Annotated in this window: 35 protein-coding genes and 2 pseudogenes; 27 read left to right on the plus strand and 10 right to left on the minus strand. The window is 48.2% G+C overall.

Annotation, left to right across the window (positions count from 1 at the left end; translation table 11 throughout):
* Positions 1-103: 103 nt before the first annotated feature.
* The 8 genes from roxA to WC7_RS16115 form a co-directional block, all read right to left on the minus strand.
* Positions 104-1,225 carry a [50S ribosomal protein L16]-arginine 3-hydroxylase gene (roxA, locus tag WC7_RS16150; protein WP_016152697.1) on the minus strand — a complete coding sequence of 374 codons (1,122 nt, stop codon included), beginning with the start codon at positions 1,223-1,225 and terminating at the stop codon, positions 104-106.
* A 92-nt stretch (positions 1,226-1,317) separates the two neighbouring features.
* Complete coding sequence (phoQ, locus tag WC7_RS16145) at positions 1,318-2,781, minus strand: two-component system sensor histidine kinase PhoQ (protein ID WP_016152698.1); 1,464 nt, start codon at positions 2,779-2,781, stop codon at positions 1,318-1,320.
* Complete coding sequence (gene phoP / locus WC7_RS16140; RefSeq protein ID WP_003846709.1) at positions 2,781-3,452, minus strand: two-component system response regulator PhoP; 672 nt, start codon at positions 3,450-3,452, stop codon at positions 2,781-2,783. Before phoP ends, phoQ begins: the two co-directional genes overlap by 1 nt.
* A gap of 73 nt (positions 3,453-3,525) precedes the next feature.
* Positions 3,526-4,812 (minus strand): site-specific integrase, encoded by a 1,287-nt coding sequence (locus tag WC7_RS16135; RefSeq protein ID WP_016152699.1) that lies wholly within the window; start codon positions 4,810-4,812, stop codon positions 3,526-3,528.
* On the minus strand, positions 4,812-5,027 hold the full coding sequence (xisR, locus tag WC7_RS16130) for an excisionase family protein (RefSeq protein WP_003832298.1): 216 nt from the start codon (positions 5,025-5,027) through the stop codon (positions 4,812-4,814). Before xisR ends, WC7_RS16135 begins: the two co-directional genes overlap by 1 nt.
* A 283-nt stretch (positions 5,028-5,310) precedes the next feature.
* Positions 5,311-7,143 (minus strand): exonuclease family protein, encoded by a 1,833-nt coding sequence (locus WC7_RS16125; protein ID WP_231390971.1) that lies wholly within the window; start codon positions 7,141-7,143, stop codon positions 5,311-5,313.
* Between the two features lie 297 nt (positions 7,144-7,440).
* Positions 7,441-7,626: a hypothetical protein gene (locus tag WC7_RS16120; protein ID WP_016152701.1), complete on the minus strand. Its 186-nt coding sequence runs from the start codon at positions 7,624-7,626 to the stop codon at positions 7,441-7,443.
* The gene (locus WC7_RS16115; protein ID WP_016152702.1) at positions 7,619-7,813 is read right to left on the minus strand and encodes a hypothetical protein; all 195 of its coding nucleotides are present in this window, start codon (positions 7,811-7,813) and stop codon (positions 7,619-7,621) included. Before WC7_RS16115 ends, WC7_RS16120 begins: the two co-directional genes overlap by 8 nt.
* Positions 7,814-7,953: 140 nt before the next feature.
* On the opposite strand from WC7_RS16115, the gene WC7_RS27095 reads away from it, so the two are divergent.
* Positions 7,954-8,367 (plus strand): DUF1883 domain-containing protein, encoded by a 414-nt coding sequence (locus WC7_RS27095; protein WP_016152703.1) that lies wholly within the window; start codon positions 7,954-7,956, stop codon positions 8,365-8,367.
* A 420-nt stretch (positions 8,368-8,787) separates the two neighbouring features.
* Here WC7_RS27095 and WC7_RS16105 read toward each other — a convergent pair whose 3' ends face one another.
* Positions 8,788-9,198 carry a helix-turn-helix domain-containing protein gene (locus tag WC7_RS16105; protein WP_016152705.1) on the minus strand — a complete coding sequence of 137 codons (411 nt, stop codon included), beginning with the start codon at positions 9,196-9,198 and terminating at the stop codon, positions 8,788-8,790.
* 80 nt (positions 9,199-9,278) lie between these two features.
* Between WC7_RS16105 and WC7_RS16100 the strand changes: the two genes are divergently transcribed.
* The 18 genes and pseudogenes from WC7_RS16100 to WC7_RS16030 all read left to right on the plus strand — a co-directional run bounded on the left by WC7_RS16100 (position 9,279) and on the right by WC7_RS16030 (position 18,949).
* Positions 9,279-9,518: a Cro/CI family transcriptional regulator gene (locus WC7_RS16100; RefSeq protein ID WP_016152706.1), complete on the plus strand. Its 240-nt coding sequence runs from the start codon at positions 9,279-9,281 to the stop codon at positions 9,516-9,518.
* The gene (locus tag WC7_RS16095; RefSeq protein WP_016152707.1) at positions 9,518-9,994 is read left to right on the plus strand and encodes a toxin YdaT family protein; all 477 of its coding nucleotides are present in this window, start codon (positions 9,518-9,520) and stop codon (positions 9,992-9,994) included. Before WC7_RS16100 ends, WC7_RS16095 begins: the two co-directional genes overlap by 1 nt.
* 12 nt (positions 9,995-10,006) lie before the next feature.
* Positions 10,007-10,249 carry a DUF4222 domain-containing protein gene (locus tag WC7_RS16090; protein ID WP_016152708.1) on the plus strand — a complete coding sequence of 81 codons (243 nt, stop codon included), beginning with the start codon at positions 10,007-10,009 and terminating at the stop codon, positions 10,247-10,249.
* Positions 10,246-11,253, plus strand: coding sequence for a hypothetical protein (locus WC7_RS16085; RefSeq protein ID WP_016152709.1), 1,008 nt, complete (start codon positions 10,246-10,248; stop codon positions 11,251-11,253). Before WC7_RS16090 ends, WC7_RS16085 begins: the two co-directional genes overlap by 4 nt.
* 21 nt (positions 11,254-11,274) lie before the next feature.
* Positions 11,275-11,937 (plus strand): DUF1627 domain-containing protein, encoded by a 663-nt coding sequence (locus WC7_RS16080; RefSeq protein WP_016152710.1) that lies wholly within the window; start codon positions 11,275-11,277, stop codon positions 11,935-11,937.
* Positions 11,934-12,170, plus strand: a complete 237-nt coding sequence (locus WC7_RS16075; protein WP_016152711.1) for a hypothetical protein — start codon at positions 11,934-11,936, stop codon at positions 12,168-12,170. Before WC7_RS16080 ends, WC7_RS16075 begins: the two co-directional genes overlap by 4 nt.
* Positions 12,170-12,643, plus strand: a complete 474-nt coding sequence (locus WC7_RS16070) for a class I SAM-dependent methyltransferase (protein ID WP_016152712.1) — start codon at positions 12,170-12,172, stop codon at positions 12,641-12,643. The genes WC7_RS16075 and WC7_RS16070 overlap by 1 nt, the downstream gene beginning before the upstream one ends.
* 284 nt (positions 12,644-12,927) lie before the next feature.
* Positions 12,928-13,176: a type II toxin-antitoxin system HicA family toxin gene (locus WC7_RS16065; RefSeq protein ID WP_016152713.1), complete on the plus strand. Its 249-nt coding sequence runs from the start codon at positions 12,928-12,930 to the stop codon at positions 13,174-13,176.
* The gene (locus tag WC7_RS0124460; protein WP_050566836.1) at positions 13,169-13,627 is read left to right on the plus strand and encodes a type II toxin-antitoxin system HicB family antitoxin; all 459 of its coding nucleotides are present in this window, start codon (positions 13,169-13,171) and stop codon (positions 13,625-13,627) included. Before WC7_RS16065 ends, WC7_RS0124460 begins: the two co-directional genes overlap by 8 nt.
* The gene (locus WC7_RS16060) at positions 13,627-14,055 is read left to right on the plus strand and encodes a hypothetical protein (protein WP_016152715.1); all 429 of its coding nucleotides are present in this window, start codon (positions 13,627-13,629) and stop codon (positions 14,053-14,055) included. The genes WC7_RS0124460 and WC7_RS16060 overlap by 1 nt, the downstream gene beginning before the upstream one ends.
* Positions 14,056-14,841: 786 nt before the next feature.
* On the plus strand, positions 14,842-15,009 hold the full coding sequence (locus tag WC7_RS27100; RefSeq protein ID WP_223870088.1) for a YdcA family protein: 168 nt from the start codon (positions 14,842-14,844) through the stop codon (positions 15,007-15,009).
* A 120-nt stretch (positions 15,010-15,129) separates the two neighbouring features.
* The gene (locus WC7_RS0124465; protein ID WP_050566831.1) at positions 15,130-15,330 is read left to right on the plus strand and encodes a hypothetical protein; all 201 of its coding nucleotides are present in this window, start codon (positions 15,130-15,132) and stop codon (positions 15,328-15,330) included.
* A 180-nt stretch (positions 15,331-15,510) separates the two neighbouring features.
* Entirely contained in the window at positions 15,511-15,747 is a 237-nt protein-coding gene (locus tag WC7_RS16050) for a DinI-like family protein (RefSeq protein ID WP_032947076.1), read from the plus strand.
* 133 nt (positions 15,748-15,880) lie between these two features.
* On the plus strand, positions 15,881-16,060 hold the full coding sequence (locus tag WC7_RS16045) for a hypothetical protein (RefSeq protein ID WP_016150018.1): 180 nt from the start codon (positions 15,881-15,883) through the stop codon (positions 16,058-16,060).
* 148 nt (positions 16,061-16,208) lie between these two features.
* Positions 16,209-16,511, plus strand: a complete 303-nt coding sequence (locus tag WC7_RS0124470; RefSeq protein WP_032947012.1) for a Ref family recombination enhancement nuclease — start codon at positions 16,209-16,211, stop codon at positions 16,509-16,511.
* A gap of 2 nt (positions 16,512-16,513) precedes the next feature.
* Positions 16,514-17,992, plus strand: a pseudogene (locus WC7_RS16040) (DNA cytosine methyltransferase); the annotation flags it as partial.
* A 1-nt stretch (position 17,993) separates the two neighbouring features.
* Positions 17,994-18,353 (plus strand): RusA family crossover junction endodeoxyribonuclease, encoded by a 360-nt coding sequence (locus WC7_RS16035; protein WP_016152720.1) that lies wholly within the window; start codon positions 17,994-17,996, stop codon positions 18,351-18,353.
* Positions 18,350-18,949 (plus strand): hypothetical protein, encoded by a 600-nt coding sequence (locus WC7_RS16030; RefSeq protein ID WP_016152721.1) that lies wholly within the window; start codon positions 18,350-18,352, stop codon positions 18,947-18,949. Before WC7_RS16035 ends, WC7_RS16030 begins: the two co-directional genes overlap by 4 nt.
* 317 nt (positions 18,950-19,266) lie before the next feature.
* Here the strand turns inward: WC7_RS16030 and WC7_RS16025 are convergent, their stop codons facing one another.
* Positions 19,267-19,641, minus strand: a complete 375-nt coding sequence (locus WC7_RS16025; protein WP_016152722.1) for a FlxA-like family protein — start codon at positions 19,639-19,641, stop codon at positions 19,267-19,269.
* Positions 19,642-19,784: 143 nt separating this feature from the next.
* On the opposite strand from WC7_RS16025, the gene WC7_RS16020 reads away from it, so the two are divergent.
* The 8 genes and pseudogenes from WC7_RS16020 to WC7_RS27105 all read left to right on the plus strand — a co-directional run.
* On the plus strand, positions 19,785-19,973 hold the full coding sequence (locus WC7_RS16020) for a hypothetical protein (RefSeq protein WP_016152723.1): 189 nt from the start codon (positions 19,785-19,787) through the stop codon (positions 19,971-19,973).
* A 152-nt stretch (positions 19,974-20,125) separates the two neighbouring features.
* Positions 20,126-20,404: a phage holin gene (locus tag WC7_RS16015; RefSeq protein ID WP_003832349.1), complete on the plus strand. Its 279-nt coding sequence runs from the start codon at positions 20,126-20,128 to the stop codon at positions 20,402-20,404.
* Complete coding sequence (locus tag WC7_RS16010) at positions 20,376-20,924, plus strand: lysozyme (protein WP_016152724.1); 549 nt, start codon at positions 20,376-20,378, stop codon at positions 20,922-20,924. Before WC7_RS16015 ends, WC7_RS16010 begins: the two co-directional genes overlap by 29 nt.
* The gene (locus WC7_RS0124475) at positions 20,921-21,451 is read left to right on the plus strand and encodes a DUF2514 domain-containing protein (RefSeq protein ID WP_032947014.1); all 531 of its coding nucleotides are present in this window, start codon (positions 20,921-20,923) and stop codon (positions 21,449-21,451) included. The genes WC7_RS16010 and WC7_RS0124475 overlap by 4 nt, the downstream gene beginning before the upstream one ends.
* Before the next feature lie 282 nt (positions 21,452-21,733).
* Entirely contained in the window at positions 21,734-21,943 is a 210-nt protein-coding gene (locus WC7_RS26625) for a hypothetical protein (protein WP_155849780.1), read from the plus strand.
* 4 nt (positions 21,944-21,947) lie between these two features.
* Positions 21,948-22,856, plus strand: a complete 909-nt coding sequence (locus WC7_RS16005; RefSeq protein WP_016152726.1) for an SDH family Clp fold serine proteinase — start codon at positions 21,948-21,950, stop codon at positions 22,854-22,856.
* 318 nt (positions 22,857-23,174) lie between these two features.
* A complete protein-coding gene (locus WC7_RS16000; protein ID WP_016152728.1) occupies positions 23,175-23,537 on the plus strand; it encodes an HNH endonuclease in 363 nt (120 codons plus the stop codon).
* 285 nt (positions 23,538-23,822) lie between these two features.
* Positions 23,823-24,895 (plus strand): annotated as a pseudogene (locus WC7_RS27105) (IS3 family transposase); the annotation flags it as partial.
* Positions 24,896-24,988 lie beyond the last annotated feature (93 nt).

Below are 24,988 nucleotides of genomic sequence, written 5' to 3' on the forward strand. Positions count from 1 at the left end.
TTTATCGATAGATGCCGGATAGCGCGTTGCCTATCCGGCCTACAGTATTTCACTCCAAAAGGCCTGATAGGACGCGCTAGCGTCGCATCAGGCACCGTTCGTATTATCCTTCGAAGAACCAGTATCCGCTGTTAACCAGTGCGGCAAGCATGGCAAGGAAAGATGGATCTTCCAGCGCATCCTCAAAGTTCTCGGCCGTCAGAACAATATGGCTGGCAAGTGCTTCCAGGGCAGGGCGATGCGGTGAATCAATTTTCTCACCGTTGGCGTAGACGTCATCGCCGATGCGCAATACGCGCAATCCGCCCAGACGCACTAACACATCCCCTTGCTTCAGGGCATCGTAAATTTCATCTGGCTGATAAGGCGGCTCCGGTGGAGCAATATCCAGCTCATGACGAGACTGAGATATAAACTCGCCAAACCACTGCTGGAAATGTTCCGGCTGATTAATCAGTCCAAGCATCATTTCACGCAGCTTGTCCATTTCCTGCGGCAGAACGTCAGCCGGATGATCGCGCGGCGGCAGGTCAGGATCGCTGTAATACGTGCTGCCCAGCTCACGTTGCAAAACGTAATCGGCGAAGCCGCTGATCAGTTCGCGAGTATTCGGCGCGCGGAAACCGACCGAATAGTTCATGGCGTTTTCCAGCGCATAGCCTTCGTGCGGGAATCCTGGTGGAATGTACAGGATATCGCCGGGTTCCAGCTCTTCATCGATGATGGCTTCAAACGGGGCGACCTGCAGCAGGTCCGGGTGAGGGCAGTGCTGCTTCAACTGCAGTTTTTCGCCCACGCGCCAGCGACGTCGCCCGGTTCCCTGAATAATAAACACATCGTACTGATCAAGATGTGGGCCAACGCCGCCGCCGGGTACGGAGAAGGAGATCATCAGATCGTCAATCCGCCAGTCCGGCAGTTCGCGAAACGGGCGCATCAGCGCGGCGGTGGGTTCATGCCAGTGATTGACCGCCTGTACCAGCAGCGACCAGTTGTTCTCGCCGAGATGATCATAGCTTTCGAACGGACCGTGGCTAACCTGCCATTTACCGTCCTGGTGGCTGACGAGTCGGCTGTCGACTTCGCTTTCCATTGCCAGTCCAGCCAGTTCGTCAGGAGAGAGTGGATCAATAAAGTTGTTAAACCCGCGTTTTAAGACCACCGGGCGTTTCTGCCAGTGGCGTTCAAGAAAATCGGGCCAGTTAAGTGTGAGTTGGTATTCCATAATGAGCATCCCGCAGGCTGGTATCTGCAACCGATTATAACGGATACTTAACCGCAAGCGGGAAATCAGTACATATTTATTACATGCGGCGATTACTCGTCTATCTGCCCCGGCTGCTGGCGGCCAAAAATAACTTCCATGCGCGCGCCACCCAGCAGGCTATCGCCTGCAATAATCTGCCCGTCATACTGTTCGGTGATTTCTCGCGCCACCGCCAGTCCAACGCCTTGCCCTGGTCGTAACGTATCGACACGTTGTCCACGGTCAAACACCACTTCCCGTTTGCTTTGCGGAATACCTGGGCCATCATCTTCAACCAGAATGTGTAGCTGATCCTCGGACAAATGCGCTGAAATCTCGACAAACTCCAGACAATATTTACATGCGTTATCCAGCACGTTGCCCATCACTTCGACAAAATCGTTCTGTTCGCCCACAAAACTGATTTCGGGTGAGATATCGAGATTTATGTTGACGCCTTTACGCTGATACACCTTATTTAGCGCCGAGGTGAGTTTATCCAGCAACGGCGCGACCGGATGCAGTTCGCGGCTAAGCAGCACGCTGCTGCCACGCATGCTGGCGCGATGCAGGTAATAGCCAATCTGCTGGGAAATACGGCTGATTTGTTCCAGCATGATGGGTTCCGCGTCGCTCACGTTCATTTTTTCATTACGCATCGAGCGGAGCGTACTCTGTAATACCGCCAGCGGTGTTTTCAGGCTGTGGGTGAGGTCTGTTAACGTCGTACGGTATTTGTCGTAGCGCTCGCGTTCGCTTTTTAAAAGTCGATTAAGGTTGCGGACCAGGCTGGTCAGTTCGCGCGTGGTGGCGGGGTTTAGCATCTCTCGATGATGTTCCTCAAGCTCACGGACTTCACGCGCCAGCGATTCGATAGGCCGCAGACTCCACCAGGCGGCTACCCATAACAGCGGAATGACCAGCAACAGATTGGCGACCAGCACATAAATAAACCAACTCCAGACCATATACGAGCGCTTTAGCTCAATAGGAATAGTATCGACAACCACAATGGTCAACTGTGGCATTCTGGCAGTGGCGGGGTAGACGTTCACGGCGACCGAGTGGGTCATTTCGGCATCGTCGTCATCTTCTCTGACTTCTTTTAACTGCTGCTGAGCGGAGTGATCTTCGCCCAGTAAGGTGCTGGTGGCATCTACATTGGCTTCAATCTCATGAAAACCGTTCGCTTTTAGCCATTCCGGTTGGATACTGTGCGTCAGCCAGGGAACATTGCGCTGCGCCCACAACAACTCACCGTCTTCGTTATAGATCAGCGACATTGTTGGGCTTTGCATATCGAGATTCTCAGGCAGCTCGACGTTTATCTTACCGTTCTCCCATTTTGCCAGGGTATAGAACAGGTTACTTTCACCCCGCAGCAGGCGGAACGTTGTTTTATCAAAGCTGACGCTGTAGCCCACCAGGGCAACCATGCCGTAGGCCAGCGAAAGCACCAATACCACGCCCGCGGTTGCCAGTAAAAAGCGCAACCGCAGTGATAACGGGAAAAAATGACGCAATAATTTATTCATTAGCGCAGTTCAAAAAGATATCCCTGGCCACGCACGGTGGTGATGACATCATCCGGGTATTGCGCCTGTATTTTTTTACGCAGACGCCCCATCAGAACATCAATGGTGTGGCTTTCACGCAGCTCGGCATCCGGGTAAAGCTGTAACATGAGCGAATCTTTACTGACCACTTTGCCGTTATTACGGATAAGTGTTTCCATAATGGTGTATTCGAACGCCGTGAGCTTGATAACTTCATCATTGACGGATAACTCGCGTCGAGAGAGGTCCACCTGGAAAGGAGGAAGAGAGATAATCTGCGATGCCAGACCGCTGTTGCGACGCATCAGTGCCTGCATGCGTGCAGCCACCTCTTCGATATGAAACGGTTTTGTGACGTAATCGTCGGCTCCGGCGCTGAGTACTTCCACCTTGTCCTGCCAGCCTTCACGCGCGGTTAACACCAGAATCGGCAACGAAACCTCATTGCTACGCCAACGGCGGATCAATGACAAACCGTCTTCATCGGGGAGTCCTAAATCAACGATCGCGATATCCGGCAGATGTTCATTCAGATAATAGTCCGCTTCCTTCGCATCTTCTGCATCATCCACCTGATGCCCTAAATCCTGTAACTGAACCTTGAGGTGGTGGCGTAATAAAGCATTATCCTCGACAACCAGTACGCGCATCATCGTTTCTCCCTAAAATAACGGTATAAATAGTCTAACGCTGATTATGTGGATTGAAAGCAGCGCTATGAAATTAAATAACTTTTCTCATGCTCCCCTGCCCGTGGGGGCGTCCTGGGGGCAATGCCGTTGGCATCTGATTGTTCAGCATGTCGACCTGATCCTGGTTCATGTCGCCAATCCACTTGGAGTAAACCTCGTACACCATTCGCGCATCTTCATGTCCCATCTGACTCGCTATGAATGACGGATTCGCTCCGGCCATCAACGTCCAGCATGCGTAGGTATGCCGTGACTGATAAGGATTTCTTTCGCGGATATTGGCAAGTTTAGTGCCTCGCTTCCAGCCATAGGCAATCGAGTTCTTGGAGAAGTAACTGCCTTTTTTTGACGAATATGCTGTCGGTGAAAAAACGAAGCGAAGAGATTGCTGCTCAGTTTTTCCGATCTCCCGATGGTGAAATCGAATTTCTTGCTTCGGATTAGCGCCGGTGACTTCGTATTGTTCCTTCAGTGCATCCAGAGCAGGTTTAAGCAACGTTATCGTCCTTATTCCGGCATCTGTCTTAGGGGGAACAAATACTCGCTTATTCGTCAAACTTCTGGATACGTGGATTTCACCTTTTACCAAATCAATGTCTTCCCATGCCAGGGCGCATATCTCGCCCGGCCTCATCCCCGTATGAACGGCAACAATGATGATTAATGCCTGGCTACGGGGAAGGGCGGCTATCAGAGCCTGGTACTCATGAAGTAAAAGTGGGTCGGGATCATTTTTAGATAACTTGAGTCGCGACACTCCTTCATAAGGAGCATGCAATATAAACTGGCTTCGGTTTGCGAGCTTAAGCATTTCTGATAAAACTGCCATCTGTTTATTGACTGTTGAGGGCGCGCGACCCTGCCTGGCCAGATTCGGCATTGCCGGGTTAATAATTGTCCCGGTTAATAACTCCTTTCGGTAATGCAAAATGTCGGCATGCTCAATATCTACCAGACGGGTATTTTCTCCGATTACACGCAATAACGTATTTACGACCGAAGTAAGCGATAGCAGTGTTGCACCAGATACCTCTAAAGCTTTGGTGTCTGTAAAAAAATCACTCAGTTCTTTAAACGTGGTGATTTTTTTGGTTGTGATGAACTTCTTAAGCGCTTTGGATTCCGGGAAACGTTCCGCATAGTCGAACTTACCGAGCTGTATTTCACTTGTTATGAGCGCACGAAGATTTCCAGCTTTTTTGATGTTGCTGCTGTTCACCGTCCAGCCCCGAAGGACTTCGCGGCAACGTTTGCCGCGATAGGTAAATGTGATCCGTATTTTTCCATTATGCAGCTCAACGCCGGTTGGAAAGTCCATCATGCTTCCTGTACTAATTGGTTAATCTTTGGATAGTTGTACCAAAGCAGACCTTTCGAATTGTCAGTTTCCCCGAGAGCTGTCAGATGTTTGAAATGCACGCCTTCGATCCACAAATTCAACCGATAACTTTTAATTTGTCTTTCCGACAAGCCGGTCTTTTCTGTTAGTCGCGCTTCAACCATCCACTCTTCGCTGAAAATGAGTTGCGACATACATAACTCCGATGCAGCCAGCCACAACAGTACATGCTGCAGCTAGCGAATATTGATAATCAAAAATCAGTAGTTGGTTTTGCCTTTCGTTTTTGGCACTGTTTTTTCTTGGGTTTCATGCTCGGCTGTATAGCGCGCTGACGAACTGGTGGCTGCGTGAAAACATGTTCACTTATGCGCCTGCGTTCTCCCATTCGCCATAAATGCCAGGACGTCCAGTCACATCCATCATCACAGATGTGCAGAGAACGGATCAGGGCTTCATCGCCGGTTAAATTCTCTGTCACTGCTCCGCCTCCGCACTTATAACCCCTGCGGCCAACGCTGCGGCCATGTGCGGCAATTCGTCAAAATCGCCGCGGTATGCCGGGTTTGCACACATCCCTTGCAGCGCTGCGAGCGTCAGTTGCTGGCGATAGGTGAGGGCAATCGGGGCAGGTTTTGGCGCAAATACTGTTTCTGGGTCCTTTTTCGGCTTAACGGTAACCACGGGAGGATCCATCACCACCGGTTTTGGCGGTTCCGGGCGACGATATTCCACGATCGCATCGAGGGCGATTTTCTGACGTACGGCAGCATCATCAGACCAGCTATCAAGAATTGTCGTTGCGACATCGTGAACTTCTTCGTCGCTGAAATTGGGCGACAGACAAAATTCAGTGGTGGCAATATCAATGATCAGCAGAGGAAGAATGTCAGCGATAATATAACCGGTACATGTCACAACGCCTTCCGCTTCTTCTTTACCCATAATGTCGGTACGTCCGGAAAGCAGATCGTTCAGCGCGTGGGCAATCTCAATTTCATGAGCATCCAGAAGTTGCCGGTAGTCTTCCTGTTCGGTCACTTCCGTTTTTTCGCCCTCATTTGAGGCGCTATTGGCAAATGCTGCATCCAGTTCCCTGTCGAGTTCTGCAGCGCGAGCCGGGCAGACAGCTGGTGGTAAATTTTCGTCCTGTAACGTCTGTTCGGTTACACCATCAGACTTTGCTCCATCTTTTTTTTGTGGCAGCGGGGCAGACGTACGGCCGCAGGCAATATCAATGACCAGTTGTGGTGGATTAACGCAGTCAAAACCCGCAATGCAGCTATCGATGTATTGGCGAAGTTCGCCAGGGTAAATATGAAGTTTTTCATCAGCGGTTTTGATGATGGCCACGATGGACGCCGGGTGATAATCATGAATACCCGGTGTACGTGAAAATGGCGCACACCAGTCATCAATCTCGACATCTTTACTGCACAGCATGGTATTGATGCGCATTTCAATGCCAACTGGAGGGCTGCACACGTCGAAATCCATGGATCGGGATAATTTTCCCATGGCTGTGCGATAGCGCAGTCTGGTAGCAAGTTCGCTCATGGTCGGCTTGTCACTGCTCGTGGTGCCAGTCTGAACACACTTTACTGGCTCGCGTTTATCGGGCGGGGTATCAGCCCATTGGGTAAACAGGTTTTTATAGTCTGGCCATTTAGCATTGTCGCGCGCCTTCTGACGCACCCAGACCAGGCATTCGGTCTGTTTTTCAGGAAGCATGGCAAGAATGCGGGGTTCTTTGGCAAGACCCTCTGCCTGTTCGCGTAAAGGGCTAAATTCATCATCATTCAGCATGTCGATTAACTGGCCATACTGAGAAGGTGTGATTTCCTCAATGGCACCAAACACCGCAAGGCAGTATGCGCGGGCCAGCACATCCAGCTCTTTCACCGGTTTCATTTTTTCTTCTGTCGCGTCAGCATTAAGTTGTTCATTTCCGCCAGCAAGCTCTGGCTCAACTATGATGCGCTCTGGTTCGCCTTTCTCAGCATTCCAGACAATTTCACCAGTGAAAAGGTCGGTATAGAACTGCCCTTCAACAGTGCAGAACATTCCTTCCTCTACTTCCCATACCTTGGGAGCAAAATAATCATCAGCATAATCTGGCGCGAACTGTATAAAATCCGCATGCAGTAATGTTTTTGCTATTGTTTTATTCTTGGCTTGTTTAAAAGCAACATAAACCGGAAGCGTACTATCTTTTTCAAGTGCGCTTTTTTTCGGTTCGAATCTCCCGCCAAATTTTTTTAATCCAATTGTCATAATAACCTCAATAATATTTATGTGAATGGCGTGCATTGCTTCTGCTTAAATTACAGCGCCGTGGTTCATGAATTTGTTTGTAGGAGATAGCATGCTCAAGGCTACAGAAATAAGCAGTGACTACTCTCTTATTCATTCTTTTTGTTGATTTATACATGGAGTCATCAGAACTCCATTTTTTGCAATACGGACAGCACTCAAGTGTCACTTACCCTCCCTGCATGGCTGGCTATGACAGGGCCATCATTGATGGATATAGTTAGCCCTGCCAGTTAAGGCATAAATAAAAAATCTCTTAATTGTTTGAAGTTATCGAAGGGGGTAAATAAAAGTTCAGCGTAAAAATTCGCTAATGTTAACCCTCTGGTCGTTAACTATTTTTGCCATTACTTTGATGAAGCACATATCCAGCACCACCTCATCTTTGTATTTTTGAACACCGGTTATATCAGCCACAGCTTTTTTATATTCAGCTTCAGCTGTACGTTGGGCAATATCTTCGCTGGTAAATTTAACCATTGGCACGCACCATCCTGAGTAAAGATTCTGTGTGTTCGAGAGCTTCCTTCTGTTGTTCGTACAGTGCCTCGAGTTCAGCTGTAAGGCAGTCGCGAAAAGCAGGAACGCTTAACTGGTAAATAAAATTATTAACTGAGCTTTCCACATCAGGATCCCCGTCCGGTATAACTGGCTGTGAATTTTTCATAAACCCTCCGGTAAAAAAGGTGCCCATCGTGGAAGATGGGCAAAGACCACGCGGCACACACAGCAATTAATCACATCTGCAAGCGCACTCCGCCTGTTTCATACCTGTCACCCAACTGGTAAGTGAAGGAGTGCACTTGCATGTTGTTCCCTGAAAAAGCTGGCGGTGGCCGGATACATACGGGAAAACACCGGGCCGCCAGAACGGGTTCTACTTGTTATTGCTTTGGCCTGCTTTTAACCACATCAGGCGTGGTGGTATCCTTTAAGCCCCTACAACAAAAAGGAATATTCATGTCGCATATACATAGCCGAGAACATATGGATGATGGAAATGTTGTGACTGTCCAATGTTCACATCAGATAAATGTTTTACTCATGGACGATTCAAATTACAGCTCTTACAAACGAGGTGGTCGTTGCACCTATTACGGTGGTTTCTATGAACGATTCCCTGCCAATATTGCAGTTCCGCACTCAGGCTTCTGGAATGTGGTGTTAGCCCTTCCTGCCGGTCATCGTGCAAATATCAGATACTCCATTAACGTCATCTGATAGCAGTATTTGGCCTTTCGCCTGAGTGCATGCATTCTCAAGGGCGGTAATGATTGTTTGCTGTGTACCGTCCTTTAAAAAACACATATCCGTTATGTTCTGTTGGTTGGTGGTATCGTAAGACCAGAGTAGTTGGTCATTATCATCTAGGCATTCAACCTTCATTTTTTTGTCTCCCAGTCATCCGCGAATCATCCGGTTATTCATATGCCACCGGCGGCTACTTCGTGGGCATCCTGCCTGTTCGCTGTTAAACCCATTAACGCCGGGTAGGCGGAACATTTTGATTCTGAGTAATCACTGCGTGTGGTTACTTGATGGGATTTAGATTAGATATGTCTAACGGAATAGGCAAGATATTTTGTTAGATATAACTAACAAAATGATCGAATTTAAATTAACCTACTGATAAATAGTAAATTATTTTTTGGTTTGGCGTTGTCTGGCTTGGAGAAGCTCTTCGAACAATTTATTAAAGTTCTGCACTCTCGCTCGCATTTCCTGAAGCTGGGCTTCTTGCTCTGATTCAGGCAAAGAATCAAAGAGATCTATCAACTCCCGATGCTTGTCAGTCAACTGAGTGGTGCATGGCAATTCATTGGCAGGGACAGGATTTTGCTGTTCATCTCCAAACAACAGCCAAGTCGGTGTACATGATAGGGCTTTTGCGAGCGAAAACAGACGAGTGCCGACAGGTTGCGTTTCATCACGCTCCCATTGCGAAATGGTCACGTGCGCAACACCAGCAAGTTTGGCTGCCTCACGCTGAGTCAGCTTGAGCTCTTTACGTCTGGCAAGAGCTCTTTGTCCAAGGCTGTTTAAATTTTTCATAGTTAGACAATTCTAAATTTTATTGACTTAGATATCCCGCGCAAGCTAGTGTTAGATATACCTAACAAAATGGAGGTCACATGCTCACATGTGAAGCACTTGCTTTTTTTGACACCAAAACAAAACTCGCGAAAGCCGCCGGTGTTGAACTTCAGTCTCTTTACAAATGGGGAACTCTTGTTCCCGAAGGTCGGGCCCGCCGCCTGGAGGAAGCCTCGGGTGGCGTACTCATCTACGACAAAGACGTTTATGACCGTTACCGCCAGGCCAAACGCCTTGGAAAACAGAATACCTGCACAACCAAGAAGGAATCTGATTGATGAAAATCAACGAGATTAAATTGCTGGCTATCGAGCTGGAAGAGTGGGCGATGAAGGATGGCAGGAAAGGGGGCTGGAAAAAGATAGTCCCGCTGATTACAGCGCATCACTATGGTGATTTGCTGGACAGCCTGGCGGATATCGTTGACCCGTCAGAGTATGCGCGATGCCTGCATAACAACACGCAGATCATCCAACGGGCATTTCGAAATGACACGCCGAATTATCGTGGTCAGGCAGCTGCGCTGGCGCCAGCAATCAGAGCTGCGATGGATGCAGAGCTGGCTGGTCAGCATGACTTACATAACCTGGTGGCCATTGCGAACCGCGAGTGCATCGAGGCGACCAGCGCGGTGCTGACTGGTAAGCCAGTGCAGGTAATCCGCAAAGAAACGGCAGAGGCAATTCAGGCTCTGGCCGATCTCATTCCCGGAGTCAGCATCCAGTTTAAACATATCAGCCCGCACGCGGTGTAACAGGAGTCTCCCATGCTTGCCCAGGAATTAGTAGACCGCATGAAAAAAGCGATGAAGCACAGAGTACCGGCGGAGACAGTCGATCGCAGCGCTGAACTGATTCCGGGGATGAAATACCGCAACGAACGCGGACGCATGGTGACGGTAATGAGAGTTTCTCATCTTCGGGTTATGTACCGATACGAAGGTTATCAGGACATCTGCGAGACAGGCCGGAGAGAGTTTGAACTCAAGTTCAGGAAGGTGCAGTCATGACAGAGCGCACAGCAGGTACGGAGTTTTGTGTGAGTAGAATTTTTGAGATTGTCCAGTCGATGTCCGGTCAGGGGAACAGCATCACGATCCCTTGTCCTTACCTGGATTTTTTCGCCGGTGACCGCCAGCAGCATTTACTCGCGGCGATTCTGAATCAACTGGTGTTCTGGTCTGGTAAATCCCACCTCGAAAATGGCTGGTTTTACAAAGAGCATGCGGTAATTGCTGCGGAAGTTCGAGCCTCCAGTGAGGACGTCATCCGCAAGGCAATGAGCAAAATAATCAGCCAGTATTTGCCTGGTGTTATCGAAGAGAAGAAACGCAAGGTAAACGGTACGCCGAAGATGCATTATCGCATCAACGAAGAGGCATTAATTGCCCTTATATTCCCGCCAGTGCTGGATTCGGCTCTTAAGTCGAATGGAAACGGCTCTCAAGCCGAAACCAAACGGCTCTTGAGCCGAATGGAAACGGCCCATAAGCCGAATCCTGGAAACGGCTCTCAAGCCGAATCTATTCTCTATACAGATCTTAAAACAGATAAATACATACAGATCTCTTCTTGTCCGGGAACTGCGTCCCCGGAAGCCGATTTTTCTTCAGGCGAAGAAAAAAAATCATCTTCTGAACAGCAAAAAGGCAAATGGGGCACACCAGAAGATCACCAGTGCGCTGAGTGGATTTTTTCCCGTATCAAAAAGCTCTACGAGAAGGCTGCCGAAACAGACGGCGAGCTGTCACGCCCAAAAGACCCAAACTGGAGTGCCTGGGCAAACGAAATACGCCTGATGCGCTGCATAGACGGGCGCACCCATCGCCAGATTTGCGATTTATTCAAACGCGTACAACACGATCCGTTCTGGTGCCGCAACGTTCTGAGCCCTTCAAAGCTACGGGAAAAGTGGGATGAATTAATTATCCGCCTTGGTGGTAGCACACAACAACGGGATGTTAACGCCATTTCAGTCCCGGACAACACCATCCCTGAAGGTTTCAGGGGCTAAAAAATTAACCTGGAGAATTTTATGGAAACCATTTTAGGCGTACTGAAAGCGATGGAAAAAGCGACCGCTCGTGAAATTGCGGCGCGCATGAAAATTGAGCCTGCGGCGGTGATCGGGATGCTTCGTGAGCATGAAGAACGTAACGAGGTTATTCAGGTTAACGGGTACTGGAAAGTTGCTACCGGGGAAGTGAAATCACAGCCCACGGCGGCCAGTTCTGTCAGCAAAACACCGGCAAGTGTATCAGTCAGCGACGTCATCGCATTACTGGCGGAACATGGACCACAGACATCCCTTGAGCTGGCAACACTGGCAGGTATTGAGTCAAAACGTGTGGCGCCAATGCTGGCCCACCACATGACAAAAGGGCGGATCATCCGCGAAAAAGTGGGCAGTAAGTTTGTTTATTCGGTGCCGGCCGCTGGGCCAGTGAAAAATAAAAGCTCTGCACAACGGGAACCGGAGATATCAACTCCACCAGTACCAGAAAAATCTGTCACTGAAATTGTCGAGGAAATTCCCTCGTTTGTCAGCCGCCCTGATGATCTGCTGATCCCGACGGTGCGCGGCATCTCAAATGAAATTCGCCGCACAAAAGCGAAGCTGTCCAACCTGGAAAAACTTCGTGAAGCCGTTCGCAGCATCCGTAAGCATGGCGCGCTGGTGCAGGAGCTGGCGCGATGAAACAGAGCGAATTACCACGCTGTCCGGAGTGCGGGAACATGCCTGAATGGGCGCTAAAGCCGAATCATATGGGCTGGGTTTGGGGTGGATTGAAATGCCCATATGATCATTACCGTGTGAATTTGAACGGTCCGGCCGGTAGCCGCGCACAGGCAGAAAAGAGGCTGGCGCCACAGTGGGTTGAACTGGTCGAAAAAGTTGCCGCCGCTGGCATTGGCGTGAAGGGGGAGTGATGGCAGAGCAAACAATTTTGGACGTGTGCTGTGGCTCCCGCATGTTCTGGTTCAACAAGCGGGACACCCGCGCCGTGTTTACTGATATCCGCGCCGAAGAGCACGAACTGTGCGACGGTCGCCGCCTGGTTATCCGTCCCGACCTGATTGCCGATTTTCGTTCACTGCCGTTCGCTGATTCTTCTTTTCCGGTTGTGGTGTTTGACCCGCCGCACCTTGAGCGCGTGGGCCAGTCTGCCTGGATGGGTAAAAAATACGGCCGACTGAACAAAATAACGTGGCGTTCTGATTTGCGCGCCGGGTTCAAAGAGGCGTTCAGGGTATTGTGGCCACACGGCGTGCTCATCTTCAAATGGAACGAAACGCAGATCCCGGTTAGCCAAATTTTGGCGCTTACTGACGCGAAACCAGCAATTGGTCAACGTACCGGGAAGAACGACAAAACCCACTGGATTATCTTTGTGAAGGACTAATCCATGACAACTAACAACCACCCGGCGAACGGTCCTGTATCAGCAATCAATTAACGGAGGCCGCCCCATAAGAACGATAGTATGATAGTGAGATTAATCAAAAGACCGCTTCGGCGGTTTTTATTTTCTAAGCTTTAGATGTTATCTTAGTTCACAGAGCTTTTTCGAAGCGTTTTCCAGAAATACAATTACTTCCAAGTGCTGAGACTCTCACACTTCTTTGTCGGACCGTGCTCTGCAACTGATTTTCAGTTGCTATTGAATGGTGAAGGGATATACTTCATATGAGTAAAAGAGAGAAGTTGAGGGAGCGTCTTGGCCTGCTTCCGAAGGATTTTACATGGGATGAGCTTGTCACACTGCTTGGTCAGTATGGTTTTGAAATGCTCACCGGATCAGGTTCAAGAAGAAAATTTACCAATCGCGATGGGAGGCTGGTGGCTTTCCATTGCCCGCATCCGGGGAATATCGTTAAAGGGTACGTGCTCAAGGAAGTCAAAAACCTTTTGGATGAGTTAGATGATTATGAATAAGATGCTGAATTATAAAGGTTATTTTGGTAGTATTGAAGTTTCCATAGAGGACGGTATCCTGCATGGGAAAATTCAATGTATAAACGACATTGTAACCTATGAGGCAGAAACCCCTAATGAGTTGAAGTCTGCCTTTGAAGAAGCTGTCACCGATTATCTTGAAACATGCAAAGAGTTGGGCAAGTCACCTGATAAACCCATGAGTGGAAGTTTTAACATTCGTATTGGCTCGGAACTACATAAAAAAGCCTATCTGGCCGCATGCCGAAGTGGAACCACATTGAATGATTATGTGAAGAAAGCTATTGAAGAGAAGGTTTCCGAGAGAAAGGAAATTCATCTACATATTGAAGAAAAAGAATCAGTGGAACTTCTGTCTGGTGGGTATGTAATTGGAGCTGCCTCCAGATCTAAATGGATGAGTGTGGAAGGCAAAGGGAGGAGACATTAATGCTTGATAAAATTCAGTTTAATAATTTCTCCATCCATTCATCAAATTTTAAGATGAGTGGTGATGTTGATAGTGGGGGGCGTTATAAAGTGTCTTTTTCGGAATTTGGGGTAAAGTCCGAAATTGATGAAGATGGCGATAATTGGATTGAGATGGCAATAACCCCCAAGGTTGCTGGTTATGAAGATGGTAATCATGAACCTAGTGCAGAGGAAGTACCTATCTTTGAGGTTAGTTTTTCTATGTCTCTTTATTTCCTTGTGCTGGATAAAGATTTTGAAATAACAAAAGATTTCTATAAAGAAAATTCATGGTTTTTTAAGAACTATATTTCAATGGCATGTAAACTGGCTGCTGAGTCGATTCTAAAATATACCCCCATGTATGAATTAGAATTGCCATGGACCCCCCCAATCGATACCCCATGATTCCAATGCCCGCCTCGGCGGGTTTGTTGTTGCATATACGGCGACGACAAATCAGTGCTTGTTAATCTGGCAGGGTTTGGTCAGTAAAAAGGAATTGTAGCTTAATCCTGGGTTCCAGAGTAGGACGTAACAAATCCTGCTACTTCATTGACGTAGATTCAAACTTGATATAATAGGCTCTTCACAACACGAGGAGCCTAAAATGCACCACTACATGATCCCTATCAACGGAACTGTTCACCTGATCAAGACTGATTCTCTAATCCCTGAAGGGACTGAGTATAGCTTTGAAGGAGAAAGTCTAATCTGCGCTCATGCCACGTTTAAATCTGGGACGTATGGCTTCCTGATACCAAAGGGAAATCAGTTGAATAGAGAGCATGCGTTCTGGCATGTAAGTGGAATTCACCCTAACCCCCTGGAAATAAATAAACCGTAATCCATAATACACATGCCATCGTCCTGAACACTCGGTGGCATGCATCCGGCACTTTAACGTAAACGTTAAAGTGCAAAATACAATTCGAGCAATATTCAACCAGTCACGAATTGCGAATACCGCCGCCATTTCGTGCATTCTGCTGTTTCTAATACTCATTGCGCTAATCCTGTCCAAACATCAGCTTGCCGAGGCGCTGGTTAGGGCTAACCTACCGGAGCTTTGTCAGCAGAAACAAATAGCGGCTTAATAAAACATTTCTAATTCAACCCGCTACGGCGGGTTTTCTTTTTCGCTTCATCAATCCCTGCTACGATTTCCTATCATTTACTGATGGGGATAGGGATATGAAGAAAATTCTTGTTGTTTTATTGGTGTCACTTTTCTCACTGACAGCAACGGCAGCAAACAAGCCATGCTCAGGTAAGAAAGGTGGAATATCGCATTGCTCGGGTGAAAAGTTTGTTTGTAATGATGGGACTATCAGCAAGTCTAAGAAGGTTTGTCAGAAATAGTTGCCGATAAATGGCTCTCGCGATCAAAATCAAACCCGCTACGGCGGGTTTTTTACTCTCTATTGGATATGCTATTTTTTATGCAATAAGAGCGATTAGTCGGACGCAACTGGGGAATGCATGGATTCAACGAACGACGAAGAAAAACGTATAGAATTTGAAAAATTCATCATTGAAAGGTTTGGTGATGCAGTTGATCTCCGCAGGGCGAAAAATGGCGGTAATGGATATATATCATGGGAGGCTGCTGTAGCCTGGACTGTCTGGCAAGATCGCTCATCGCATTATGAAGCAAGTTCTACAGGGACTGAACCAGCATGATGCGGCGGGTTTTTTCTTGTCTAAAAAGTTTCACCAATCTGATTTAGTTAATTCCGAATAGTTGGAAAAACTTAGTGTATACAACGGCATGGCTTTGGCGAAAAGTGCTATTAACCACTTGAATATGAGGTTCAATAGGTATACTGTATGAATGTACAGTATATCGAAGCGGAGGGAATCATGAAGGTTGAAATTACAATTGATCGCACTAAGGAACTTCCGAAAGGAGCTGTGCCAGCGCTTGAAAAGGAACTTTTGCGCCGAATCAGCCAGGACTATTCAGGATGTAAATTAACGATACATCGAACCGGTTCTGATGGATTAAGTGTCATCGGAGGCGAAAAGAGCGATAAAAAACGTATTGAAGAAATCCTGCAGGAAACGTGGGAAAGTGCGGATGAATGGTTTTTCAATTGATGCCCCCCTGGTTGGCGTCCTTGGCCGCCATTTGTTACGCCTGATTGCTAAATTTCTCGTTGCGCGCCGCGCTACTGCTAAGAAGCAATTTCCGTTGACTTAACGGTGTGGATATCACCGCAAGGGGCATCTCATGCAAATTCCGGATGATTTAATTCCCGGACTGCCGGAGCACACTGGCCCGGTTCTGATTTATATCGTAAAGGGCAGGGCCGAAAGGGGATTCGCGCTGCGCAAAGATGAATTTGTGACGTCGTTGCGTGCTCTGGAAGAAGCAAGAAAGAAAGCCGGCCTTCCTGTTTCAGATGTCTGATAAGTTAGGTTATACTCAAACACGGGTCTGAACAGCCCGCTGAGTAATACTGCGCCAACCGGGAAAACGCGATGGCGCATAAAACTGAATTACCCCATTCACACCGTCCCTTCGTGAGCGGTGTCGCTGTTTGTGCTGGTGGTTCAGCATGAGCAGATCAAAGACTAAAGCCGAAAAAACTCATCTTTCCCGCGTAGCCGGGCTGGGCTGTATTGTCTGCAAAAACCTGAAACTGGGTGAAACCCCAGCAGAGATACATCACATCCGAACTGGTCAGGGAGTTGGCCAGCGCGCTGACAATTTCAAAGTTATTCCTCTTTGCCAAATTCATCACCGTCATGGCGGTCACGGTATCGGCATTCATGCTGGTCGCCAGTCCTGGGAAAGCAATTACGGTACCGAGACAGAGCTGCTGGTGCAGGTTCTCTACGAATTGGGGGAATCCGCGTGAGTATTACTTATGGTTCAGTATGTAGTGGAATTGAGGCTGCAAGTATAGCGTGGGAGGTTTTGGGCTGGCGACCGTCATGGTTCTCTCAGTTCGATCCTGAACACAATTATAAAAACGGTCCAGATTTCCCATCTGCTGTTCTGGCGTATCGCTGGCCGCACGTAACAAACATCGGTGATATGACAAAAATCGCCGCTGCAATTTGGCGTGGAAAAATCGAAGCGCCAGATGTTCTGGTGGGTGGTACTCCATGCCAGGCATTCAGTATTGCTGGTTTACGTAATGGCCTGACTGATTCCCGCGGGCAATTGACCCTCGCATTTGTAGAACTGGTAAACGCAATAGATGAAAAACGAAGAGAACAGGGAAAACCTCCCGTCATTGTCGTCTGGGAAAACGTACCCGGAGTATTCAGCAGCAGAGATAACGCTTTCGGATGTTTTCTTGCAGGGCTTGCCGGTGAAAGCTGTGAACTGGAATCACCAGGGAAAAAATGGACAAACGCTGGTTATGTGCTGGGACCAGAAAGGGCTGTCTGCTGGCGAGTGCTCGACGCTCAATTTTTCGGAGTGGCCCAACGACGCCGCCGTGTGTTTGTTATCGCAAGCGCTCGAGGGGATATCGATCCCGCAAAAATACTTTTTGAGTCCGAAGGCATGCGCCGGGATACTCCGCCGCGCCGAAAAGCGGGGAAGGGCATTACCGCAAATACTGGGCGTCGCATTGCTAACGGTAGCCACTGGTATGGGGAATATAATCCACATCCAACCCTCAACCAGTCACACAACATCGGAGGCATAGGTCAAAGCAACCAGGAGTTATTCAGCCAGCGCGGAGGTGGAATCGTTGGTGTCTTTCGCATGCGGGCATTTGGTGATTATGTTAATGATGAAACCGCATCCACTGTTAAAGCGCGCGACCATAAAGATGCAACCGATCTCACTGTGACTTATTCAGACGTCAGTAGAACGTTGCTTGCCAAATCAAATGACAGCATGGCTGAAGATTTGGATACCTATGCCATTCACGGCACACAAGACCCAGACACAAACATTAATTTTGCTCATACGCTGGGACGAAATCACGGGCAGGAAAATGCAGTTGCTTATGCCTTCAAGGCTGGTCAAGGCGCAAAAGCGGGTGGCATTGGCTGGGCAGAAGAACAATCCCCAACTCTGGCCGCCGCCAGTAGCGGATCGAATTTATCCCCTTCAGTAATGAAAGACATGGCCGTTCGTCGCCTGACACCAGTTGAGTGCGAGCGTCTGCAAGGCTTCCCCGATAACCACACTTTAATCCCCCGTGATAAGCGTAAGCAGATCACTGCTGATGAATATGCTTACGTGCGCCATCACAACCCAAAAATAACTGCAGAAGAAGCCTACCGACTGGCGAAAGATGGTCCGCGCTACAAAGCGATCGGCAACAGTATGGCTGTACCGGTTATGCGCTGGATCGGTAAAAGAATCAAGGAGGCTCTTGATGCCTGAATATCCAATTACACCCGTCGGTAAGCCCAGAATGACGCGCGCTGACAAATGGAAAAAGCGCCCCGAGGTTCTGCGTTACCGGGCTTTCTGTGATGAAGTTCGTCTGCAGTGTGTTGAGCTGCCGGAAAGCGGTTCGCATGTCACCTTCATTCTTCCGATGCCAGCGAGCTGGAGCAAAAAGAAACGGGCTGAGTTCAACGGTAAACCACACCAGGCTAAACCTGATTTCGACAACATGATGAAAGGCCTGATGGATGCCATTTACGAAAATGATGCACATATATGGGATGCTCGGGTATCAAAATTATGGGGAGAAACCGGGAGAATAATTATTGAGGAACTAAAAGCATGACGCCACGCCAACGCAGACTAAAGCAGTCAGCATTTGAAAAAGCAGCAGCTGCGCCGCGTAAAAGCTGGCTGGGTAAATGCATTCTTCTGACGGGGATTCAGTCCGGATGGATTAAATCCCTGCTCACTACATGGGGCGAGGGTGTGGGAGGAAAAACAGCACCTCGTATGCCGCGGGGCCATGCGTGCTGGAATGTTATTAAAGGACGGATTTGGTCAGATAAGGCGTTAGAGCGATTCACTGTTGCGTTAAATCAGGCGAGAGAAGAGGGATTCCGTGGACAGCAGGCAATGAACAGGGCACATAGCATTCTCTGGCCGCAGTCATCCGCTAGTGTGATTGATGAAGCCCTGCATAATGATGATGTCGATTTTGTTGAGCAATGCGTACTGCAGGCGCTGGATATTAATGATCCGGTTTATGTGGTCGGTCTTCAGTATTACACCACCCGAAAAAAAATCTCAGACATAACCCGGGAGTTGCAGGCGATTGCGCCATGGTTAACTGATGGGGAGGCGAGAAAGCGCGTGCGCTGGTGCCTGGAAATATTCAGAGCAAAGGTCTTTTTGGAAGCACGCAAACTGTTATCTGAATAGACTCACTGAAATCATTTTTTAGCTATTGATGCTATTTTTTGATAATGGTGTTGAAAACGGGCCAGAAAATCAGATAATTTATTCATGCTTGGCAGAGCTGCGCCACTATGGCAGCGACAAAAAGCGAACAATTTGAACATAACGAGAACCCCGCCACAGCGGGGTTTTTGGTTTCCGGCGATACGACAGGGGTATTCGCGAGGTGCATAGCACCAGTACCCCTGTCATATCGCCGATCTGAAATCGTTAACTCGAAAACAAGTTCTCACAATCCTTTTTCGTTTCTAACTCAGAGGAAAAATGATAGGGGGTCACTGCTAAACGTAGACATCAATATTTTTAGTATTATTCCCTGCAACGTTCGAACTTGATTTGTCACTTACCGTAGGTAATGCACCCGATGCCATTTGGTTTTTTTCTGCTTCTTGTTTTTGTAATTGAGCAATTTTTGCGTACATAGACTCGATTTGCCTTTGAATCATCTCCATCTGCTGTTTAAGCAGTTTTGCCTCATCTTCGGAGGTTACTTCATTTATTTTTGAACCCATGGCGCTGAGTTCTTTTGTCAACTCACCAATTTGTTTTTTCAGGTTTTGAATTTGTTGTGAAACAGAGTTGCCAGTACTTGAAGGTGCTTGTTTTACTGTGCTTTGCAGTATGTCCTGACCCAAAGTGCTAACTGTCATGCTCATGGTGGTTCCTCCGGCCTTACATTTATTACCCATTATCGTCATCTTTCGAAATTACTTTATAGCAAAGATTAAGTTGTGGCTTCCTGCACCACAGCATTATTTGTACTGCTCTATACTATCTGCTGAGTATCGCGGAGAAGCTTATGAAAGAAGGTTACTACTGGATTCAGCATGTCGGTGTTGTACAGGTGGCGTACTACACGAATGACACTGTTGATGATCTGGAAACGGGTAAAACAATCACAGGTGTCTGGCATCTGACCAGAGGCGATGACATTTGCCATAACGGTGAAGCAGAGGTGTTAGAAGGTCCTCTTACTCCACCAATGTAAACAATCTATTTTACTAGGGGCTGCCGCATGGCGGCCTTTTTCATTTCAGGCTCACGGGAATCATCCGCTACGTGCTTTGTTGATAAATCCAGCTCGTGAAGCCTGACCCTTTCATCTCACAAAGCGCCATCCGAAAAATCGGAGGTGAGGCTATGACCAGAATGAGCACCATTTACAGCAGACTTTCATATGGAACAGGCACCACGCTGACCGGCTGCGGTGTATCAGCGAAGGCATATGCCGAAACAGCAAAAACAGCAAAAGAGGTGTCCTGGATGTTGGCCGACAGAATTGCAGGGTTAAGCCTGAGCGACTGGGCAATTATTGTCGGTATCGCATGCACTGTTATCACTTGTGCAGTGAACTGGTATTACAGGAAAAAGGAAAGGGAGGACCGGCTTAATGGCAATGTCACCAAAGCTGAAGAATAAACTGAGTGCAGCGGTCGTTGGTTTGATTCTTGCCGGGGCTTCCGCATCTGTGATTCTCGATCAGTTTCTGGATGAGAAAGAGGGTAACAGCCTGACAGCGTATCTCGACGGCGGCGGAATCTGGACCATATGCCGTGGCGCCACGATGGTTGATGGTAAGCCGGTAGTTCAGGGTATGAAGTTGTCTGCTGAGAAATGCGCCCAGGTGAACGCTACAGAACGCGACAAGGCGCTGGCGTGGGTTGAGCGAAATATCAAGGTACCACTGACCGAACCACAGAAAGTCGGGATTGCGTCTTTCTGCCCATACAACATCGGCCCCGGAAAATGTTTCCCGTCTACGTTCTATAAGCGAATTAATGCTAGCGACCGTAGAGGTGCCTGTGAAGCGATCCGCTGGTGGATTAAAGACGGTGGACGTGATTGTCGCCTGACTAAAGGCCAGAAAAATGGCTGCTATGGGCAGGTAGAAAGACGGGACCAGGAAAGCGCGCTGGCGTGCTGGGGGATAGACCAGTGAGCCTGCGCTATCAGTTCATTGTTATTTTGTTGCTGGTGGCCGTTGCTTTCATCGCGGGTAGTGTATGGAGCAGCCGCGGTTGGGAAAAGAAGTGGGCCGAGCGTGACAGCGTAGAATCATCGCAAACAGCGAACGCACAGACCGCCGCTCGCATGATTGAACAAGGGCGTATTATTGCCCGTGATGAGGCTATAAAACATGCACAAGCACAAGCCGCTAAATCTGCTGCCACTGCTGCTGGCCTGTCTGCCACTGTTAGTCAACTGCGCACCGAAGCAACAAAGCTTGCCACCCGGCTGGATGCCGCAAAGCACACCGCAGATCTTGCCGCTGCCGTCAGAAGCAAAACAGCCGGAGCCGATGCCGCAGTGTTTGCCGACATGCTCGGACGCCTTGCAGAAGACGCTCGATACTATGCTGAGCGAGCTGATGAAAACTACCGGGCAGGAGTGACATGTGAGCGCATTTATGACTCAGTGAGGCAGTCAAATAATATGATGCAAGCTGAAATTACATCAGACCAATGAAGTAAACGGAAAAGCTTTTCAGATAATTCATGTAGTAGATATAAAGACATGTTTTTAAATACAGTATTTGTTTAAAAAACGATCGCCTACAGGTTTAATCTGATGTAATCGCACTAAATGAGTTGCTAAAAGTCAATCTTTACTTGATATTTACCACATAAAGTGGTTTTTAACCCGAGCACAGGTAAGTGCTTGATAATTAAATGAAACTCGAGCCGCCCTATATATGGTGTCTACTGGAAGGAATTGATACTAAATATTGTGGTTAGAAGGGGATATTTTATGTCAGCAGCCGAACTATATAAACAATTTGGCATCACGCCAGCAGAATACGCACCTACAGACACACCTGTTGATTTCGTTCGCCGAGCTATTGGTTCCAATTTAGCAAGGGTTGAGCAAGTTGGCGTTAGTTATTCTTCTGGCACGATGCATCGCCATAGCAGTAAAAACACAGAAAATTCAAAAAATTACGTAATGTATAGCTACTGAAAATATGCCAAATTGGAATGAAGTGCTTGAGGAGATGACTATCCTTGGGCAGCGCAGCCCTTTAGATGTCGTTCGAAAAAAATACATTGCAGAAATGTCGGAAAAAACCGGAAGAAACGTAATTACGTACTATTCCGGATTTCTGCAAAAGAATACCCAAACTGTCAATCAGTTGATTTCTATGACTGACGACGATAAGAATGGCTTCATGGCAGCGATTAATGGAATGGATGCTACAAAGGGTCTGGATCTGTTAATACATACGCCAGGCGGAGATATCGCGGCATTGGAATCTATAGGCCAATATCTTCGCGCAAAATTTGGCACAGATATAAGAGCTTTTGTTCCTATGATTGCTATGTCTGCTGGGACAATGCTCGCCTGTTGTGCTAAAGAAATCGTGATGGGGAAGCAATCAAATATTGGACCTTTTGATCCCCAAATGGGAGGGATTCCAGCTCATGGTATTCTTGAAGAGGTAGAGAAAGCTAAGCAAGAATTGAAAGCAGATCCTTCTAGTATATCTTTTTGGCAATTCAACCTTCAGAAGCTTCATCCCACTTTCATAGGTGAGTGTGAGAAGGCCATTAAATGGGCCTCAGAAATTGTTTCTGAGTGGCTGATTTCTGGCATGTTTAGGGATGTTCCTGACGCAGAAGAAAAAGCTAGAGCTATTTGCTCACGTTTGAATGATCATTCTACTACATATGCGCATGCTAGACATATTCACATAGATAAAGCAAGGGATATTGGGCTGGTAATTTCAAGTCTTGAAGATGATCAAGACTTGCAAGATTTGGTTCTTACGATTCACCACAGCTATATGCATACGTTTGGTAGTAGCTCAGCTTGCAAAATTATTGAAAACCATAACGGTAGTACGATGATCTGGCATGCTCCCGAAAGCAGCTAATTCAATGTTGTTTCTAAAAAAACCTCGTATGCGCGAGGTTTTTTTATGCCTTTAATTAACATTTTTATCAAATATTTTCAAAAGGTACTCCTGGCAAGTACCCCCCCCTCCCACGGGGCGGGGCGACGGGAGATTGAGCTCATTCTTCTATCTTATTAGGTAATCATTGTCATTACCGGGTCCTTTCCGGCGCTTTGGTTTATTACGGGGCGATAGCGTGCAGATTCGCGCTTTTTTTAAATATTCTCCGCTAGTTACCGTTTCCCTTTTTCTCTCCGAGTACAACACAATTTGTATCCAACAAACAGGACGATGCCGATGCCACCACGCGCTAAACGCCCATGCCGACACAAGGGATGTGCGGCAATCACCAACGATGCCAGCGGGTATTGTGAACAACACATGCAGCAGCATGCCGGTGATGGCTGGCGTAACTACCAGGCAGGAAAGAGCAGGCAGGAACGTGGATACGGGCGGCTCTGGGAAATCATACGGGCACGTATCCTACAGCGTGATCAATACCTGTGTCAGAATCATCGCCGGCAGAAGATAGCGAAGAAAGCGACCAGCGTTGACCACATCATCCCAAAAGCTCATGGCGGTACTGATGACGATTCCAATCTTGAGTCGTTGTGTTGGGAATGCCACAGAGCGAAGACGGCAAGAGAGCGTATCCGATGAGTTATACCTATTGCACGTACTGCGGTTCACTTCTTCATACATACGCGAACTGTCCCAAAACATGGGGTGGTTCATCCCGCCGCGCCAACCTGCGCTGCAGCTATTGTGGGCAGTCAGGGCATAACTCTAATGCCTGTCCGCACAATGCGAGCAGCGGTCGTCGGTGCAACCTGAATAATGATTTCCATCTTGATTGATGCCCACACAGGCTAGGGGGTAGGGGGGATCAAATCCTGTACTGAACCCCGGATCCTGGACAAACAGTTCAGACTCCGGAGGTTCAAAATGAAACATCCTTTTTCTCTCAGACTGGCGGCTGTTCAGCACGTTCTGTCCGGCCAAGCCGGAATTGCTGAAGCTGCACGCCAGTTTAAAGTCGGCAGGACGCCACTCTCCCGCTGGATACGCGCCTTCAGGCAGCAGGGTGAGACAGGTCTGGAGCATCGTCCTCATCGTTTTTATTCCGCAGAGTTCAAACTTCGTGTGGTTCACTATATCCTTGAAAACCGCTGCAGCAGCGCTGACGCTTCTGCGCTCTTTGCCATTCCCAATGAGACGCTAATCCAGAACTGGTTGCACAGATATCGTACAAAAGGCACAGTGGAACTTAATCCGTCCAGAGCAGGCTCCGCCATGACCAAACGTAAACAGCCTTCCGAAGCAAAACCTTACAGTGAAATGACGCATCCTGAGCTGCTCAGAGAGCTTGAATATCTGCGAGCGGAGAATGCATATTTAAAAAAGCTGAAGGCCCTGAGAGCGGAAAATGCGCTCAGGGAGCAGCAGAAAAAGCCCGGCTAGTCCGCCTGCTGCTGCCTGACCACTCGCTGAGATGCCTGCTGCGGGCGGCCAGCCTGCCCCGCAGCAGCTGGTACTATCATCAGGCTAAACCCGCCAGCAGGCCTGACAAATACGCGGAAGTAATACCGCTTATGGCGGCAATCCACAGGCAACACAAGGAGTGCTATGGCTATCGTCGCATGACTACGGAGCTGAGAAGAAGGGGTACCCGACTGAACCATAAAACGGTGGGGAAGCTGATGAGGCGGCAGGGTCTGTTCTGTCAGATTCGGCGCAAAAAGTACAGTTCGTGGATGAACGACAGTAATCAGGCTTCGCTTAATCTTCTTGCCCGGCGCTTCAGAACAGAAGAAAGCGGAAAAAAGTGGTGCACTGATGTGACAGAGTTCAGGATCGGACAGGAGAAGCTGTATCTGTCTGTGGTGCAGGACCTGTTTAATCTCGAAATTATCGCGTGGCAGATGTCTCAGAAGCCGGTGCTGAGCCTGACCTGCGGGATGCTGGAACAAGCGCTGAAAGCCCCAGTCCGGAAAACAGGGCTGATGCTACACAGTGACAGTAATAATGCCGATGTCAGTCTTTACCACCACTTAGTTTGCCGTTTAACCAGATTGGTGTGATTACTGATGCAGTGAAGACCTTCCCGCATC

Source organism: Citrobacter sp. KTE151 (assembly GCF_000398845.1).
Lineage (GTDB): Bacteria > Pseudomonadota > Gammaproteobacteria > Enterobacterales > Enterobacteriaceae > Citrobacter > Citrobacter braakii.

What these genes read in the sequence shown, in the direction of transcription:
- roxA (WP_016152697.1), bottom strand. Translation starts at nt 1,225, where the DNA reads ATGGAATACCAACTCACACTTAACTGGCCCGATTTTCTTGAACGCCAC.
- phoQ (WP_016152698.1), bottom strand. Translation starts at nt 2,781, where the DNA reads ATGAATAAATTATTGCGTCATTTTTTCCCGTTATCACTGCGGTTGCGC.
- phoP (WP_003846709.1), bottom strand. Translation starts at nt 3,452, where the DNA reads ATGCGCGTACTGGTTGTCGAGGATAATGCTTTATTACGCCACCACCTC.
- WC7_RS16135 (WP_016152699.1), bottom strand. Translation starts at nt 4,812, where the DNA reads ATGGACTTTCCAACCGGCGTTGAGCTGCATAATGGAAAAATACGGATC.
- xisR (WP_003832298.1), bottom strand. Translation starts at nt 5,027, where the DNA reads ATGTCGCAACTCATTTTCAGCGAAGAGTGGATGGTTGAAGCGCGACTA.
- WC7_RS16125 (WP_231390971.1), bottom strand. Translation starts at nt 7,143, where the DNA reads ATGCACGCCATTCACATAAATATTATTGAGGTTATTATGACAATTGGA.
- WC7_RS16120 (WP_016152701.1), bottom strand. Translation starts at nt 7,626, where the DNA reads ATGGTTAAATTTACCAGCGAAGATATTGCCCAACGTACAGCTGAAGCT.
- WC7_RS16115 (WP_016152702.1), bottom strand. Translation starts at nt 7,813, where the DNA reads ATGAAAAATTCACAGCCAGTTATACCGGACGGGGATCCTGATGTGGAA.
- WC7_RS27095 (WP_016152703.1), top strand. Translation starts at nt 7,954, where the DNA reads ATGTTGTTCCCTGAAAAAGCTGGCGGTGGCCGGATACATACGGGAAAA.
- WC7_RS16105 (WP_016152705.1), bottom strand. Translation starts at nt 9,198, where the DNA reads ATGAAAAATTTAAACAGCCTTGGACAAAGAGCTCTTGCCAGACGTAAA.
- WC7_RS16100 (WP_016152706.1), top strand. Translation starts at nt 9,279, where the DNA reads ATGCTCACATGTGAAGCACTTGCTTTTTTTGACACCAAAACAAAACTC.
- WC7_RS16095 (WP_016152707.1), top strand. Translation starts at nt 9,518, where the DNA reads ATGAAAATCAACGAGATTAAATTGCTGGCTATCGAGCTGGAAGAGTGG.
- WC7_RS16090 (WP_016152708.1), top strand. Translation starts at nt 10,007, where the DNA reads ATGCTTGCCCAGGAATTAGTAGACCGCATGAAAAAAGCGATGAAGCAC.
- WC7_RS16085 (WP_016152709.1), top strand. Translation starts at nt 10,246, where the DNA reads ATGACAGAGCGCACAGCAGGTACGGAGTTTTGTGTGAGTAGAATTTTT.
- WC7_RS16080 (WP_016152710.1), top strand. Translation starts at nt 11,275, where the DNA reads ATGGAAACCATTTTAGGCGTACTGAAAGCGATGGAAAAAGCGACCGCT.
- WC7_RS16075 (WP_016152711.1), top strand. Translation starts at nt 11,934, where the DNA reads ATGAAACAGAGCGAATTACCACGCTGTCCGGAGTGCGGGAACATGCCT.
- WC7_RS16070 (WP_016152712.1), top strand. Translation starts at nt 12,170, where the DNA reads ATGGCAGAGCAAACAATTTTGGACGTGTGCTGTGGCTCCCGCATGTTC.
- WC7_RS16065 (WP_016152713.1), top strand. Translation starts at nt 12,928, where the DNA reads ATGAGTAAAAGAGAGAAGTTGAGGGAGCGTCTTGGCCTGCTTCCGAAG.
- WC7_RS0124460 (WP_050566836.1), top strand. Translation starts at nt 13,169, where the DNA reads ATGAATAAGATGCTGAATTATAAAGGTTATTTTGGTAGTATTGAAGTT.
- WC7_RS16060 (WP_016152715.1), top strand. Translation starts at nt 13,627, where the DNA reads ATGCTTGATAAAATTCAGTTTAATAATTTCTCCATCCATTCATCAAAT.
- WC7_RS27100 (WP_223870088.1), top strand. Translation starts at nt 14,842, where the DNA reads ATGAAGAAAATTCTTGTTGTTTTATTGGTGTCACTTTTCTCACTGACA.
- WC7_RS0124465 (WP_050566831.1), top strand. Translation starts at nt 15,130, where the DNA reads ATGGATTCAACGAACGACGAAGAAAAACGTATAGAATTTGAAAAATTC.
- WC7_RS16050 (WP_032947076.1), top strand. Translation starts at nt 15,511, where the DNA reads ATGAAGGTTGAAATTACAATTGATCGCACTAAGGAACTTCCGAAAGGA.
- WC7_RS16045 (WP_016150018.1), top strand. Translation starts at nt 15,881, where the DNA reads ATGCAAATTCCGGATGATTTAATTCCCGGACTGCCGGAGCACACTGGC.
- WC7_RS0124470 (WP_032947012.1), top strand. Translation starts at nt 16,209, where the DNA reads ATGAGCAGATCAAAGACTAAAGCCGAAAAAACTCATCTTTCCCGCGTA.
- WC7_RS16035 (WP_016152720.1), top strand. Translation starts at nt 17,994, where the DNA reads ATGCCTGAATATCCAATTACACCCGTCGGTAAGCCCAGAATGACGCGC.
- WC7_RS16030 (WP_016152721.1), top strand. Translation starts at nt 18,350, where the DNA reads ATGACGCCACGCCAACGCAGACTAAAGCAGTCAGCATTTGAAAAAGCA.
- WC7_RS16025 (WP_016152722.1), bottom strand. Translation starts at nt 19,641, where the DNA reads ATGAGCATGACAGTTAGCACTTTGGGTCAGGACATACTGCAAAGCACA.
- WC7_RS16020 (WP_016152723.1), top strand. Translation starts at nt 19,785, where the DNA reads ATGAAAGAAGGTTACTACTGGATTCAGCATGTCGGTGTTGTACAGGTG.
- WC7_RS16015 (WP_003832349.1), top strand. Translation starts at nt 20,126, where the DNA reads ATGACCAGAATGAGCACCATTTACAGCAGACTTTCATATGGAACAGGC.
- WC7_RS16010 (WP_016152724.1), top strand. Translation starts at nt 20,376, where the DNA reads ATGGCAATGTCACCAAAGCTGAAGAATAAACTGAGTGCAGCGGTCGTT.
- WC7_RS26625 (WP_155849780.1), top strand. Translation starts at nt 21,734, where the DNA reads ATGTCAGCAGCCGAACTATATAAACAATTTGGCATCACGCCAGCAGAA.
- WC7_RS16005 (WP_016152726.1), top strand. Translation starts at nt 21,948, where the DNA reads ATGCCAAATTGGAATGAAGTGCTTGAGGAGATGACTATCCTTGGGCAG.
- WC7_RS16000 (WP_016152728.1), top strand. Translation starts at nt 23,175, where the DNA reads ATGCCACCACGCGCTAAACGCCCATGCCGACACAAGGGATGTGCGGCA.